General features: G+C 73.0%; 13 protein-coding genes. 10 read left to right on the forward strand and 3 right to left on the reverse strand.

Going from position 1 to position 13,450, the window contains the following annotated elements; genetic code table 11:
* Window positions 1–344: 344 nt before the first annotated feature.
* The 8 genes from J0910_RS00995 to J0910_RS01030 all read left to right on the forward strand — a co-directional run bounded on the left by J0910_RS00995 (window position 345) and on the right by J0910_RS01030 (window position 9,316).
* Entirely contained in the window at window positions 345–893 is a 549-nt protein-coding gene (locus tag J0910_RS00995) for a hypothetical protein (RefSeq protein ID WP_420156618.1), read from the forward strand.
* Window positions 890–2,578, forward strand: a complete 1,689-nt coding sequence (locus tag J0910_RS01000; protein ID WP_420156619.1) for a sodium/solute symporter — start codon at window positions 890–892, stop codon at window positions 2,576–2,578. Before J0910_RS00995 ends, J0910_RS01000 begins: the two co-directional genes overlap by 4 nt.
* Before the next feature lie 109 nt (window positions 2,579–2,687).
* Complete coding sequence (locus J0910_RS01005; protein WP_420156620.1) at window positions 2,688–3,071, forward strand: DUF485 domain-containing protein; 384 nt, start codon at window positions 2,688–2,690, stop codon at window positions 3,069–3,071.
* Between the two features lie 41 nt (window positions 3,072–3,112).
* The gene (locus tag J0910_RS01010; RefSeq protein ID WP_474646605.1) at window positions 3,113–4,699 is read left to right on the forward strand and encodes a solute symporter family protein; all 1,587 of its coding nucleotides are present in this window, start codon (window positions 3,113–3,115) and stop codon (window positions 4,697–4,699) included.
* A 221-nt stretch (window positions 4,700–4,920) separates the two neighbouring features.
* Window positions 4,921–5,643 carry a hypothetical protein gene (locus J0910_RS01015; RefSeq protein WP_420156621.1) on the forward strand — a complete coding sequence of 241 codons (723 nt, stop codon included), beginning with the start codon at window positions 4,921–4,923 and terminating at the stop codon, window positions 5,641–5,643.
* Window positions 5,644–5,776: 133 nt separating this feature from the next.
* On the forward strand, window positions 5,777–6,028 hold the full coding sequence (locus J0910_RS01020) for a GlsB/YeaQ/YmgE family stress response membrane protein (protein ID WP_420156622.1): 252 nt from the start codon (window positions 5,777–5,779) through the stop codon (window positions 6,026–6,028).
* 268 nt (window positions 6,029–6,296) lie between these two features.
* Window positions 6,297–7,775, forward strand: coding sequence for an LCP family protein (locus J0910_RS01025; protein WP_420156623.1), 1,479 nt, complete (start codon window positions 6,297–6,299; stop codon window positions 7,773–7,775).
* 221 nt (window positions 7,776–7,996) lie between these two features.
* Complete coding sequence (locus tag J0910_RS01030) at window positions 7,997–9,316, forward strand: L,D-transpeptidase (protein ID WP_420156624.1); 1,320 nt, start codon at window positions 7,997–7,999, stop codon at window positions 9,314–9,316.
* 90 nt (window positions 9,317–9,406) lie between these two features.
* Here J0910_RS01030 and J0910_RS01035 read toward each other — a convergent pair whose 3' ends face one another.
* Together J0910_RS01035 and J0910_RS01040 are read right to left on the reverse strand one after the other, a co-directional pair.
* Window positions 9,407–9,652 carry a hypothetical protein gene (locus J0910_RS01035; RefSeq protein ID WP_420156625.1) on the reverse strand — a complete coding sequence of 82 codons (246 nt, stop codon included), beginning with the start codon at window positions 9,650–9,652 and terminating at the stop codon, window positions 9,407–9,409.
* Entirely contained in the window at window positions 9,649–10,161 is a 513-nt protein-coding gene (locus J0910_RS01040; RefSeq protein WP_420156626.1) for a hypothetical protein, read from the reverse strand. Before J0910_RS01040 ends, J0910_RS01035 begins: the two co-directional genes overlap by 4 nt.
* Before the next feature lie 218 nt (window positions 10,162–10,379).
* On the opposite strand from J0910_RS01040, the gene J0910_RS01045 reads away from it, so the two are divergent.
* Together J0910_RS01045 and J0910_RS01050 are read left to right on the forward strand one after the other, a co-directional pair.
* Window positions 10,380–11,129, forward strand: coding sequence for a GntR family transcriptional regulator (locus J0910_RS01045; RefSeq protein ID WP_420156627.1), 750 nt, complete (start codon window positions 10,380–10,382; stop codon window positions 11,127–11,129).
* A gap of 129 nt (window positions 11,130–11,258) precedes the next feature.
* On the forward strand, window positions 11,259–11,453 hold the full coding sequence (locus tag J0910_RS01050; protein ID WP_420156628.1) for a DUF397 domain-containing protein: 195 nt from the start codon (window positions 11,259–11,261) through the stop codon (window positions 11,451–11,453).
* Between the two features lie 1,262 nt (window positions 11,454–12,715).
* Here the strand turns inward: J0910_RS01050 and J0910_RS01055 are convergent.
* Complete coding sequence (locus J0910_RS01055; RefSeq protein WP_420156629.1) at window positions 12,716–13,291, reverse strand: dihydrofolate reductase family protein; 576 nt, start codon at window positions 13,289–13,291, stop codon at window positions 12,716–12,718.
* Window positions 13,292–13,450 lie beyond the last annotated feature (159 nt).

The raw sequence follows: 13,450 nt of genomic DNA on the forward strand, positions 1-13,450 counted from the left end.
GACGGGGCGCGGCGTTCCCGGCCCGCTCGGGAACCGGTGGGCGGAGCGCCCTGGCGGAGGGCGGCCGCGGCTCGCCGGTCCCCCCGCTCCGGACCGCCGCCGGCCGCCCGCGCGACGCGCTCCTGCGCCCGGGTGAAGGAGGCGGGCCCAGAGGCTGCCGGGTACGCGGCCGACCGCCGGGGGTCTTCGCCCCCGTGCCGCCCCGCTTCCCCGCTGATCTCGGCGCTGCGGCCCTATCAGGGCGCCCTGGTAGGGCCGCAGCGCCGAGATCGACGCGAGGGGCCGGGGCGGGCCGGGGCGGGCCGGGGTCCCGGCGGGCCCGCGACGGTGCGGGGGCGGGGCTGATGGAGCGGTCCCGGCGGGTGGCGGTGAGCAGTCCGCAGACGCGGCTGGCGCACGCGCGCGGGCGGGCGCGGGGGCGGTGGCGGGTGGCCCGGCTGGACCCCGGGGACGCCGAGCGGGCCGAGGCGCTCTACCGGCGGCAGCGGGCGCAGGCCGGGGTGGCGCTGCTGCTGGTCGCGGTGCTGGTGTCCGGGCTGCCGCTGCTGCTGTGGGCCCGGCCCGGCCTGGACGACCTGCGGCTGCTCGACGTCCCGGTGTCCTGGCTGATGATCGGGGTGCTGCCGTACCCGGCGATGGCCGCGCTGGGGTTCTGGCAGCTGCTCCGGGCCGAGCGGATCGAACGCGCCCCCGGCGGGCCGGACGCCCCCGCCGACCGCCCGCCAGGCGGATCCGCGGGACCGGCGGCCCGCCTCCCGGGCGGGCCTCCCGGCCGCCCCTCCGGCGAGGCGGCGGACCGGCCCGGAGGCGATCCGGAGTGCGGCCCCGACCGGCCGGCGGGGCAGGACTCCGGCGGGCCCGCACGGCGGCCTGATCCGGGCGAGGACCGGTGACCGCGTTCGCCGCGCTGGTGCCGCTGCTGGTGGTGACCCTGGCGATCGGGCTGCGCGGGGTGGCGGCGATGCGCACCACCTCCGACTTCCTGGTCGCCTCGCGGCGGGTGTCGCCGCTGCTCAACTCCGCCGCGGTCTCCGGGGAGTACCTGTCCGCCGCGTCCTTCCTCGGGGTGGCCGGGCTGATGCTCAAGCACGGTGCGGGCGCGCTCTGGTACCCGGTCGGGTTCGCCGCCGGCTACCTGGCGATGCTGGTGCTGGTCGCCGCGCCGATGCGCCGGTCCGGCGCGCTCACCGTGCCCGACTTCGCCGAGGCGCGGCTCGGCTCGCCCGGGCTGCGCCGGCTCGGCGCCGTGGTGGTGCTGGTCGTCGCCGGCCTCTACCTGGTCCCCCAGCTGCGCACCGCCGGGCTGGTGCTCAGCGCGGTCAGCCCCACCCCCTACTGGGTCGGCGTGGTGATCGCCGGGGCGGTGGTCGCCACCGCGCTGGCGCTGGGCGGCATGCGGGCCGCCACCTACGTGCAGGCCTTCCAGTTCTGCCTGAAGCTGGTGCTGTTCATCGTGCCGGCGCTGTGGCTGCTCGCGCTGGCCGGGCCGGACGTCCGGCAGGAGGCGCTGGACCCGGAGGCCTTCACCCACTTCGAGCGGGACACCCCGGTCTCCTTCCAGACCGCCGCCACGCTGCGGGTGAGCGAACCGGTGCTGATCACCGAGGCGGACGGCACCGCGTGGCGGGCCGCCCCCGGCGACCACCGGGTGGACGCCGGCCGCACGCTGGTCTTCGCCGAGGGCGGCCGGGTCCCCGAGGTGCTGGGCAGTGCCCCGCCGGGCGGCCCGGACTGGCAGCGGCCGCTGCTCGACGTGGACGGCTCCGGCCACCCGCTGCTGGGCACCCTGGCGGTGCTCACCGCGACCGTGCTGGGCACCATGGGCCTGCCGCACGTGCTGATGCGCTTCCACACCAGCCCGGACGGCCGGTCGGCGCGGCGCACCGCGGCGATCACGGTGGCGCTGCTCGGCGTCTTCTACCTGTTCCCCGGGGTGTACGGGGCGCTCTCCCGGGTGCTGGTGCCGCAGCTGTACCTGTCCGGCGCCACCGACACCGCGGTGGTGGCGCTGCCCGCGCAGGTCGACGACGGCTGGCAGGGGTCGCTGCTCACCGCGCTGCTCACCGCGGGCGCGTTCGCCGCGTTCCTGGCCACCTCGATGGGGCTGCTGCTGGTGATCGCCGGCGCGCTCGCCCACGACCTGCTGCCCGGCGGCGGGCTGCGCCGGCTGCGGGCGGCGGTGCTGGCGGCCGCGCCGGTGGCGGTGCTGCTCGCGCTGGCCGCCGCGAGGATCGACGCCGGCGTGCTGGTCACCTGGGGTTTCACCGTGGCGGCGTCCACCTTCTGCCCGCTGCTGGTGCTCGGGGTGTGGTGGTCCCGGCTCACCCCGGCCGGCGCGCTCGCCGGGGTGCTGACCGGGCTGCTGGCCTCCTCCGGGGCGATCGCGCTGGCGCTGTTCGCGCCGCCGGCCGACGGCTGGGCCGGGGTGCTGGTCGCCCAGCCCGCGCCGTGGACGGTCCCGCTGGCGTTCGCCGTGATGACCGGGGTGTCGCTGGCCGGCCGCCCGCCGGCCTGGGCGCGCACCGCGCTGCTCCGGCTGCACCTGGACGACGACCACCGCGGCCCCTCCCTGCGCTGACCCCGGCGGACGCCGCTCGTCGCGCCGGGGCGACCGCTCGTCGACCGCTCACCGCACCGTGCGGCGGTTCGGGCGAACGGAGGTGACGGGCCCGGACACCCGGTTTCTAATGTGGCGTGGAACACATGAACCCATCCCCCTGGAGGTCGAAGTGAGCGCCAGCGACGACGACGTGGGAGGCGCGCCCGAGCGCGACTGGGAGGAGGTGCAGTCCGGGCCGGAGTTCACCGAGCTGCGGCGGCGGCTGCGGGTCTTCGTCTTCCCGCTGACCGCCTTCTTCATCACCTGGTACCTGCTGTACGTCCTGATGGCGACCTACGCACCGGACTTCATGGCCGCCCCGGTGTTCGGCAACGTCAACGTCGGCCTGGTCTTCGGCCTGCTGCAGTTCGTCACCACCTTCGTGATCACCGGGCTGTACGCGCGCTACGCCAACCGGCGCCTCGACCCGATCGCCGACAAGCTCCGGCATGAACTGGAGGAGACGAAGTGACGACCCCCGCCTCCCTCCTCCTCGCCGACACCGGCGGCACCATCACCGAGATCAACCCGGTGCTCAACATGAGCGTGTTCGGGCTGTTCGTCCTGGTCACGCTCTTCATCGTGTTCCGCGCCAGCCGGAACACCAAGACCGCGGCCGACTACTACGCGGCCGGGCGGTCCTTCAGCGGGCCGCAGAACGGGTTCGCGATCGCCGGCGACTACCTGTCCGCCGCGTCGTTCCTCGGCATCTGCGGCGCCATCGCGATCAACGGCTACGACGGCTTCCTCTACTCCATCGGCTTCCTGGTGGCCTGGCTGGTGGCGCTGCTGCTCGTCGCCGAGCTGCTCCGCAACACCGGCAAGTTCACCATGGGCGACGTGCTCGCCTTCCGGATGCGGCAGCGCCCGGTGCGCGCGGCGGCCGCCATCGCCACCCTCGCGGTCTCCTTCTTCTACCTGCTGGCCCAGATGGCCGGCGGCGGCTCGCTGGTCAACCTGCTGCTCGGCATCGAGGGCGAGGTCGGCCAGAACGTGGTGATCGCCGTGGTCGGCGTGGTGATGATCGTCTACGTGCTGATCGGCGGCATGAAGGGCACCACCTGGGTGCAGATCATCAAGGCCGGGCTGCTGATCAGCGGCGCGCTGGCGATGACCGTGTGGGTGCTGGCGCTGCACGGCTTCAACCTGTCCGAGCTGCTCGCCGACGCCGCCGCCCGGCCGGACGGCAAGGGCGAGGCGCTGCTCGCACCGGGCGCCCAGTACGGCGAGAGCTGGCTGACCAAGCTGGACTTCCTCTCGCTGGGCATCGCGCTGGTGCTGGGCACCGCGGGCCTGCCGCACGTGCTGATGCGCTTCTACACCGTGCCCACCGCCAAGGAGGCGCGCCGCTCGGTGGTCTGGGCGATCGCGCTGATCGGGCTCTTCTACCTGTTCACCCTGGTGCTCGGGTACGGCGCGGGCGCGCTGGTCGGTGCGGACGAGATCAACGGCGCGCCGGGCGGGGTGAACTCCGCGGCGCCGCTGCTCGCGCTGGCGCTGGGCGGCCCGCTGCTGCTCGGCTTCATCGCGGCGGTCGCCTTCGCGACCATCCTCGCCGTGGTCGCCGGGCTGACCATCACCGCCTCGGCCTCGTTCGCGCACGACGTCTACGTCAACGTGCTGCGCAAGGGGGCGGGCGACCAGGTCAACGAGGTCAAGGTGGCCCGGATCACCGCCCTGGTGATCGGTGCCCTGGCGATCGCCGGCGGCATCCTGGCCAAGAACCAGAACGTGGCGTTCCTGGTCGCACTGGCCTTCGCGGTGGCGGCCTCGGCCAACCTGCCGACCATCCTCTACACGCTGTTCTGGCGGCGGTTCAACACCAGCGGCGCGCTGTGGAGCATGTACGGCGGGCTGAGCGCCGCGCTGCTGCTGATCGTCTTCTCGCCGGCGGTCTCCGGCGGTGAGAAGTCGATGATCCCCGGGGCCGACTTCGCGCTGTTCCCGCTGAGCAACCCGGGCCTGGTCTCCATTCCGCTGTCCTTCCTGCTCGGCTGGGTGGGGACGATGCTCTCCTCGGAGCGGAACCCGAAGAAGCAGGCGGAGATGGAGGTCCGCTCGCTCACCGGCGCGGGCGCGGAAAAGGCCGTCGCGCACTGACGCGGCACCGCCCCGTTTCCGCGGGGAGGGACGGGGGTTCCGATTCCCGCCCCTCCCCCTTCCGCTTTTCCGGAACCCTGTCCACACCCTGTGGATTTCCGGTCCTCGAACCGCCGGTGGACGGACGGTGCATTTCCGCTCGGACTTGACAATCCACCCTCGGCTCGCGAATGCTGCCGGATCACGCGCGGCGCCCCGCCCCCCGCCTTCCGGAGGATCCCGTGAACGAATTCCTGCTCGTGCTGACCGGCGGTGGAATCTGCCTGGTCAGCAGCGTGACCGTGACCTGGCTGCACTCCCGCCACGTGCACCGCGGCGAGGCGCGCACCGCCGCCCGCGAATCGACCCGGCAGCTCACCGCCCTGTTCATCGCCGAGCGGGACGCGGCCCTGGAGGGCGGCGCCCCCACCGACGGCCTGGCCGAGGCCGAGATGCTCTCCATCGCGGTGGCCGACCGCCGGGTCCGGGACCGGATCCGGGCCGCCGTCCGGCTCCTGCGCGAGCTGCACCTGCCCGAGCTGCAGGAGCTCAGCGGCCAGCGCCCGGAGGCCGGCCGCCGGATGCTCTGCGACCACGCCCTGGAGGTGCTGGGCGCGCACTACCGCGGCGAGCGGCCGCCCGCGGTGCCGCAGGCCATGCAGCGCATGCTCACCGTGGAGGACGAGGCGCTGAACATCCACACCGGCGGCGGGCCGGCGCCCGCTCCGGCGCCCGCCGCCCCTGCCGCCCCGGCCGCCGAGCCGGCCGCGGACAAGGAGCAGGAGAAGAAGGCCGCCACCCGCAAGCCGGGCCGGCGTCCGCGCTCCACCGCGTCCTCTTCCGCCGCCTCCCCGGCCGCCGCGGCCCCCGCCGCCACCGAGACCGAGGAGCGCCCCGCCTCGCGCCGCCGCACCGCCAAGTCCAAGACCAAGGACCCCGAGGAGAGCGACTTCTGGAACGGATGACCGCGCGCCCGCCCCGCCAAAGCGGCACCCGCACGCCGGTCTAGCAACGGCAAAAGCGCAGTTCAGAGACATTATCGGCCGTCCGGGCGGAAAGAAACCCCCCAGGGAGAGATCCCGATGGAGGGGGGATTCCATGACTATCACGGGCATCATCAGCGCGATCGTGGTCGGCCTGATCATCGGTGCGCTCGGCAGGCTGGTCGTCCCCGGCAAGCAGCACATCGCCATCTGGCTCACCCTGCTGCTGGGCATCGTCGCGGCGTTCGTCGGCGGGTGGATCGCCTCGCTGTTCTCGACTTTCTGGCTGTTCGTGCTGATCGTGCAGATCGTGGTCGCCGCGGCGCTGGTCTACCTCGCCGACGGGCTCTATGCGCGCAAGGCCTGACCTCGGCCTTCCGGGGGCGCGGCAACGCGCCCCCGGAGATTTTCCCCGGGTTTCCGGGCACCGTTCCTGAATTCGGGCGCCCCCCGCGCACATTAGGGCCCGGCCATCTCGTAGGATCTCCCTCACCGCCTTCCCCGGCGGTTCTGCGGACGCCCCCGCCGCACTGCGCTGTGATCCGCCCGGCCCCCGTCCCGGCAGCCCTTCCCCCGGCGCCCGGCGGGCCCGGTACGCCCCGTCCCAACGCCCTCTCGTCGAGAAGAACCCCTCCATGCCCGATGACGAAGCCCGCACGCCCCGGAACGACGGCGAGGCGGACGCCCCGCAGAGCACGGACAGCGCGAACGGCGGCAGCGGCACCGAAGGCACCCCGGCCCCGGCCGGGGAGGAAGGCGCCGCGGAGCCGCAGGAGGCCGCCGAGTCCGAAGAGGCCGCGGCCGCCGCGGAGCCCGCCGAGGAGAAGCCCGGCTCCGGCGATCCGGCTCCGGCGGCCGCCGCGCCCGCCCGCCGCCGGCGCTGGCCCCGGGTGGCGGCCTGGACCGCCGCCTGCCTGGCCCTGGTGCTGCTGGCCGGGGCGGCCGGCGCCTACGGCTACTACCGGTCGCTCCGCGCCGACATGGTCCAGCACGACCTGGACAGCGCGCTGCCCGAAGAGGAGCGGCCGGAGAAGATCGGCGACGACGTCAACATCCTGTTCATCGGCTCCGACGGCCGGGAGAACGGGAACGCCGCCTACGGCGGCCGCGACTTCGTCGGCGAGCGGTCCGACTCGCTGATGCTGGCGCACATCTCGCCGGACAGCCGGGTCACCGTGGTGAACTTCCCGCGCGACTCGCTGGTGCAGATCCCGCAGTGCGACGCCTACGGCGAGACCGAGGGGACCACCGGCTACTACGGCATGATCAACGCGGCGCTGTTCCACGGCGGCCCGCCCTGCGTGGTGAAGACGATCGAGTCGCTCACCGACATCCGCATCGACCACTTCGCCCACCTCAGCTTCGTGGGCTTCCGCGACATGGTGGACGCGATCGGCGGCGTGCCGATGTGCATCCCCGAGCCGATGCGGGACGAGCGGTCCAAGCTCGACCTGGACGCCGGCGAGCAGGTGCTCGACGGCGAGGAGTCGCTCGCCTTCGTCCGCGCCCGCTACGAGATCGGCGACGGCGGCGACATCGGCCGGATCGACCGGCAGCAGATGTTCCTCGGCGCCCTGGCCGCCGAGGCGACCAGCAGCGACGTGCTGACCGACCCGCGCAAGCTGGACGGCCTGCTGCGCGCGGTCTCCGCGCACACCGCCACCGACAGCGACCTGACGCTGGACGCGATGGTCTCGCTCGGCTCCACCCTGGCCGACTCCGAACTGGACGAGATCTCCTTCTACACCGTCCCGTGGGCCCAGGCGCCCACCGACCCCAACCGGGTGGTCTGGCGCGAGGAGGACGCCGCCCGGCTGTTCACCGCGATCAGGGAGGACCGGCCGGTCGAGGAGACCGGGCTGGAGACCGACGGGTCCGACGGGTCCGAGGACGGCGAGGAGGAGAGCGGGGAGGGCGGCCCGGCCCCGGAGCCGGCGAGCGGTCCGGCCCCCGCGCTCGCCGGGTCCGGTCCGTTCTCCCTGCCCGTCTCCCTCGGCGACGGGCAGGACCCCGGCGATGAGGGCATCGAGGGCCGCGACGCCACCGCGAACCCGTGCGAGGACGGGCTCGGCGAGGGCACCGAGGACGAGCCCTCCGCGGACGGCCGGAGGTGAGGGCGGATCCGGCCGGACCGACCGTCCGGCCGGATCCGGCCAGCGGGGCCCCTGCCGCTCCGGGCCCCGGACCGATGCGGTGAAATGGGCCCGGTGGATTATTTCGGGTCGATTCGGCATATCCCTGAACCGATCACCCGCCCCACGAGTCTCAGAGTGCGGAGGCGCCCCCGCCGCTGCCGCCGCGCCGCTCCCCCCTTTGAAGACGACCTGGAGGATCAGTGACTCCCCGCTCCCCCTTCCCCCTCGCCCTGAAGCACGGGGCGATCGGCGCCGCCGCCGTCCTCCTCGCCACCGGCTGCAGCACCGGCGAGGGAGATCTGACCGGCGCCGCGGAGGACGCGGTCATCTCCATCTCCCCTGAGGACGGCGCGAAGGAGGTCCCCTTCGGCGAGCCGATCACCGTCAGCGCGGAGAACGGCGAGATCACCGACGTGACCGTCGAGCAGACCGACCCCTCCGGGGAGGGCGAGCCCGACACCTCGATGACCGGTGCGCTGAACAAGGACAAGAGCACCTGGACCAGCCACTGGACGCTCATCCCGGGGAGCGAGGTGGAGGTCACCGCGGTCGCGGAGAACGCCGACGGCGAGGAGACCGAGACCACCGGCTCCTTCGTCGCCGCCGCGGCACCGGACGGCCAGCGGCTGGAGGTCAAGGACGACACCTTCGAGCGCGGCCTGGCCACCGACACCGAGGTCGGCGTCGGCATGCCGGTCATCATCGACTTCGACATGCCGGTGGAGAACAAGGCGCAGGTGGAGGCGGCCATGGAGGTCACCTCGGAGAAGCCGGCCAAGGGCGCCTGGAACTGGTTCGGCGACAAGCGCGCGGTGTTCCGCACCGAGGAGTACTGGGAGCCGGACCAGACCGTCACCGTCGACCTCAACCTGGCCGGGGTGGAGTCCTCCGACGGGGTGTACGGCATGGAGAACTCGTCGTTCGAGATGAAGGTCGGCCGGTCCCAGATCACCGAGATCGACAACGACACCCACCAGATGACGGTGGAGCGCGACGGGAAGCAGGTCAAGGAGTTCCCGGTCAGCCTGGGGCAGAACACCCAGCACCAGTTCATCACCCGCAGCGGCGTGCACCTCACCATGGAGAAGCACACCGACTACCGGATGAGCAACGACACCTTGGGCGTCAAGCCCGGCGACCCCGGCTACTACGAGGAGTTCGTGGAGTACGCGGTGCGGATCTCCAACAGCGGGGAGTTCCTGCACGCGGCCTCCTGGAACGGGCTGCTCGGTGAGGCCAACACCAGCCACGGCTGCGTGAACATGGCGGTCTCCGACGCCGGCTGGTTCTACGAGGAGTCGCTGCCCGGCGACCCGGTCGACATCAAGAACAGCGGCCGCGAGATGGAGGTCGACAACGGCTGGGGCTTCTGGGTCCGGCCGTGGGACGAGTGGGTGGAGAAGAGCGCCCTGGGCAAGGCCGACGACACGGGCAAGCCCGGCACCGCCGGCTCCCCGCACTCCACGGAGAAGAAGGACGAAGAGGGCGAGCAGGAGGAGAAGCAGGAGGCCGGCGCCTGAGCCGGAGCCCTGCCGCTGCTCGATCGAGCGGCCCGCGACGCGGAGGCGTCGCGGGCCGCTTTTCTCATGGCCGCTCTTCGCGGCCGGTGGTCATACCGGTGGGCCGGTGGCGGTCTTCCAGGGGGTGGGCAGTCGGCCGCCGGCGCGGAGGTGTTCGTCCAGGGCGGTGAAGGCGTCGTCGGCGGTCTGCTGGTTGAGCGCGCGTTCGGCCGCCGTGCGGCCGCGTTCCTTGAGTGCGTCGGAGAGGCGGTCGTAGAGGGCGTCGGCGGCGTCGGTGACGGGGTCGGGCCGGTGGACCCGGGGGTAGAGGAGGCGAGTTGTCTGTCCGGCGGTCATGCGGCTGCCGCCTCTCGGATCATCCGGGCGAGGAGGCGCTGCTCGGATTCGCGGGCCATGGTTGCGGCCCGGGGGTCGAGGGCGTAGGCGCGGACCCGGGGCGAGGGGGTGAACTCGGTGAGGGCGGCGTCGAGCAGGTCGGTGGAGGAGGCCGCCACCACGACGCCGTCTTCGATGAGTGAGGTGGCGGTGTAGCAGGCGTCCTGGCCGTCCTTGTAGCTCAGGCTCCAGCGGTTCTTGTGGCGCAGGGTGAGGTCGCACAGGGCGTTGTAGTCCGGGATCTGCCACCGGGTGTAGGGGCGGATGGGCGAGGGCTCGGCCTCGGGGCGCGCGGCGGGCGCGGGCGGCGCGGCCGCCGGTTCCGGAACCGGCTTCAGGGCCGGGGCGGGCCTGGGGGCGGACGCGGGTGCGGTGCGGCGGGCGGCGCGATGGCGTCCGGGCGGCCCCCAGGCCGGGAACCGGCAGACGGGGAGCCAGGCCAGGAAGGACAGGAGCAGTGAGAGCCGCATCAGCGACCTCCTCGAAGCGGGGCCGCCCAGCTTGGGACGGCGTTCGTCAGGAACAGACGGGCCGCACTACGGGCCCGGGCAGCGCAGTCGCCGGAGCCGTACCGGTGCTAATCTCACAATCTGCACGTGCCAGTTAAAAATCTGTACGTGCAGCTTGCTTCGGCACGTACCGCCTTGTCAAGCTGTCCGTGCAAATCGATCCGTGACGAGGAGCAGCCGTGGGCCGCCCGACCTATCAGCGCGTTGCCGATACGCTGCGGCAACGCATCATCTCGGGGGACTACGCACCTGGGGACCGCCTGCCCTCCAGGCAGGCCGTCGCGGACGAATTCAAGGTCGGCCCGCGCGTGGCCGCCGATGCCGTACAGCAGTTGATCACCGAGGGATACGTCATCTCCCGCACCGGTTCGGGGACCTATGTCCGGCCCCGTGCGCCGGTGCGGCGCCTGACCCGCTCCTGGTACCGGGAGAACAGACCCGGGAGCCCGTTCCGCGCGGACATGGCCGCCCAGGCGGTCAGGGGCGGGTGGGAGTCCGCCTCGGAGCCGGTGCCGGCCCCCGAGGCGGTCGCGCAGCGGCTCGCGATCGAGCCCGGCGACGAGGTGATGCGCACCGTCTACACCTTCACCGGGGACGGCGAGCCGGTGATGCTGTCGACCAGCTACGAGCCCTTGGAGATCACTCGCGGCACCGAGGTCGTCCTCCCCGAGGACGGCGTGCACGCGGGACGGGGCGTGGTCGAGCGGATGGGCCTGATCGGCCACCGCATCACCCAGGCCGACGAGGTCGTGAGAGCACGCCCCGCCCAGGCGGAGGAAGCCGACCGCCTCGGAATCGGGCGCAACGCGCACGTCCTGGTGATCCAGCGGACCTACTGCACCGAGGAACGGCCCGTCGAAACCGCCGACATCGTTGTTCCGCCGGACCGCTACGAGCTGGCGTACACCATGCCGGTGCGCCAGGACTGAGCCATCGATCGTGCGTTCCTTAGCCGTCCCCTATGGACGCCAAGCCGGTACGCCCCTCCGTGAAGCGCCGCCCGGACCAACCGAACCACGTCCGCTCTGTAGCCGTCTTCCGCCACCAAGGGAGCACCCATGACCAAGACATCCCGCCTGGTTTTCCGCAAGAGCAGCTACAGCGGAGGCAAGACCCAGGACTGCGTCGAAGTCGCTGAAACCGCCAGCGGGGCCGCGATCCGCGATACCAAGAACCGCCACCTCGGACACGTCTCCTTCGGAGGCACCGAGTGGCGTGCCTTCGTCGACGCCCTGAAGGCCGGCGAGCTGTAGCCCGAATACGAAGACGGCCCCGGCTGCCCGCCGGGGCCGTCTTCGTGTTCACTAAAACATCCCACACGCATAGTACACATTCCGCGACGCTGCGCCTAGCGATAGGAGAAGCCCACCCTTTTCCATCAGCGGTCCAGCGTTCCGGCCGAGCGCGGCGTCTCGCGGAGCGGGGGTTCAAACGGGCGGCGACGGCGGGGAGGGGACCGGCCGGCTGGTCGGTCGAGCGCGGCGCCCCGCAGAGCGAGGGTTCAAGCAGACAGCGACGGCGGGAGGGGGTTGGGGCGGCCGGTCGGGTGCGGCAGAGCGGGCAGGGGCGTCGGGATCGCCGCGCAGGCGCCGCCCCGGCGCCGGGGCCGGCCGCTCTTGAAACCACCACCCCTCCCTGACCTGGGCGAACACGCACAGTGAAGGCGAGGAGGGGCGCCCTGCGCACCGCGAGAGCACCCCGGTGATTCCTGGGCGCGCATCCCGGCCTGGATCGGCCCTCCAGGGGCCCGAACGGGGCCGATCGGGCCGGCGCTCAGGGATTCGAGCCGCCTGCAAGGCCGCAAAGCAGAGGTCCGGAACCCGGGGAAGGCAGAGGTGGGGCGAGATGTCGCATTTGCCCTGCCGGGAGGGCCCACCTTGGCCACTCTGGGTAACCGGGGAGGGGGTGGTGGGGGCTTCGTGGCTTACTACTCGCTGGTAGATGTAATCGGGGGTGCCGCGGAGGTGCGCAGGGCGCCCCCGCCCCGCCCGATCCTCGGCGCAAACCCGGCATAGGGGATATGACCCCCTGGTGGGTGCGGGCGGCCCGGCCGCGCCGCAGGGACGCCGCTTCCTCCCGCTAGGAGCACGCGCCGAGCTGGTGAACGCGGCCACCCCGCCCCTCCCCGCCTTCGCCGCCCGCTTGAACCCCGGCCCCGTGGGGCACCGCACCCGACCGACCGGCCGGTGCCCCTCCCCGCCTTCGCCGCCGGCCTGGACCCCCGCCCCGCGAGGCGCCGCACCCGGGTGAGGCGCCCGGCCCCGCCCCTTCCGCTGCCGTCGCTGCCTGCTTGAACCTTCGCTCTGCAGAGCGCCGCACCCGACCGACCGGCGGGTCCCCCTCCCCGCCCTCGCCGCCGGCCTGAACCCCCGCCCCGCAAGACGCCGCGCCCGGTCGGAACGCCGGACGGGAGAAGGGGGCGACACCGTCAAGATCAACGCCCGGAGGAGGCCGGCCTCTCCCATCAACGATCCGGATGGCGACCGCCGGGCCCCGTGAGACCTCAGCGGAGGCCTCAGCGCACGACGTCGTAGACGACCTTCACCACGCCGTTGCCGTAGCTCTCCGACTCGCGCAGGGACAGGTTCCGCTTCTCCCGGTCCTCGCGGCTGAACAGGCTCTTCCCCGCCCCCAGCAGAACCGGGAACACGAGCAGGTTGTAGCGGTCGATCAGGTCCGCATCCGCCAGGCGGCGCGCCAGCTCCGCGCTGCCGTGGATGAAGATCGCCCCGCCCTCGCCCCGCTTGAGCTCCGCCACGTCCTCGGTGGACCGCAGGATCGTGATCTCCCCCCAGTCCCCGACCAGCTCGTCCTCGCCCAGCGAGCCGGACACGACGTACTTCGGCAGCTCCTTGTAGGCCGCGTGGTCCTCCGATTTCGGCCAGATGGGAGCGAACGCCTCATAGCTGCGGCGCCCGAACATCAGCGCCGAGGTCTCCGCGATCTCCTCGCCCTTCAGCGAGTACGCCTCCGGCACGAACGGCGTCTGCATCACCCATCCGCCGCTGCGGTGCCCCTCGGCCGTTCCCCCGGGCGAGTCCACGACGCCGTCCAGCGACATGAACCCCGTGTAGACCAGCTCTCGCGCCATGGCGATCTCCATTCGACTCCGCTACCGGCCCGCTACCGGCCCGCTGCCGGGCGACTTGATCCGACACTGTAGGGACAGGCTCCGACATCAGACTCCGCCACGCCGCCGGATCGGACCCGCCCCGCCGGACAACCGCCCCCTGACGAGCCACAACGATCG

This window comes from Nocardiopsis oceanisediminis (genome assembly GCF_048595525.1).
GTDB classification, from domain to species: domain Bacteria; phylum Actinomycetota; class Actinomycetes; order Streptosporangiales; family Streptosporangiaceae; genus Nocardiopsis_A; species Nocardiopsis_A oceanisediminis.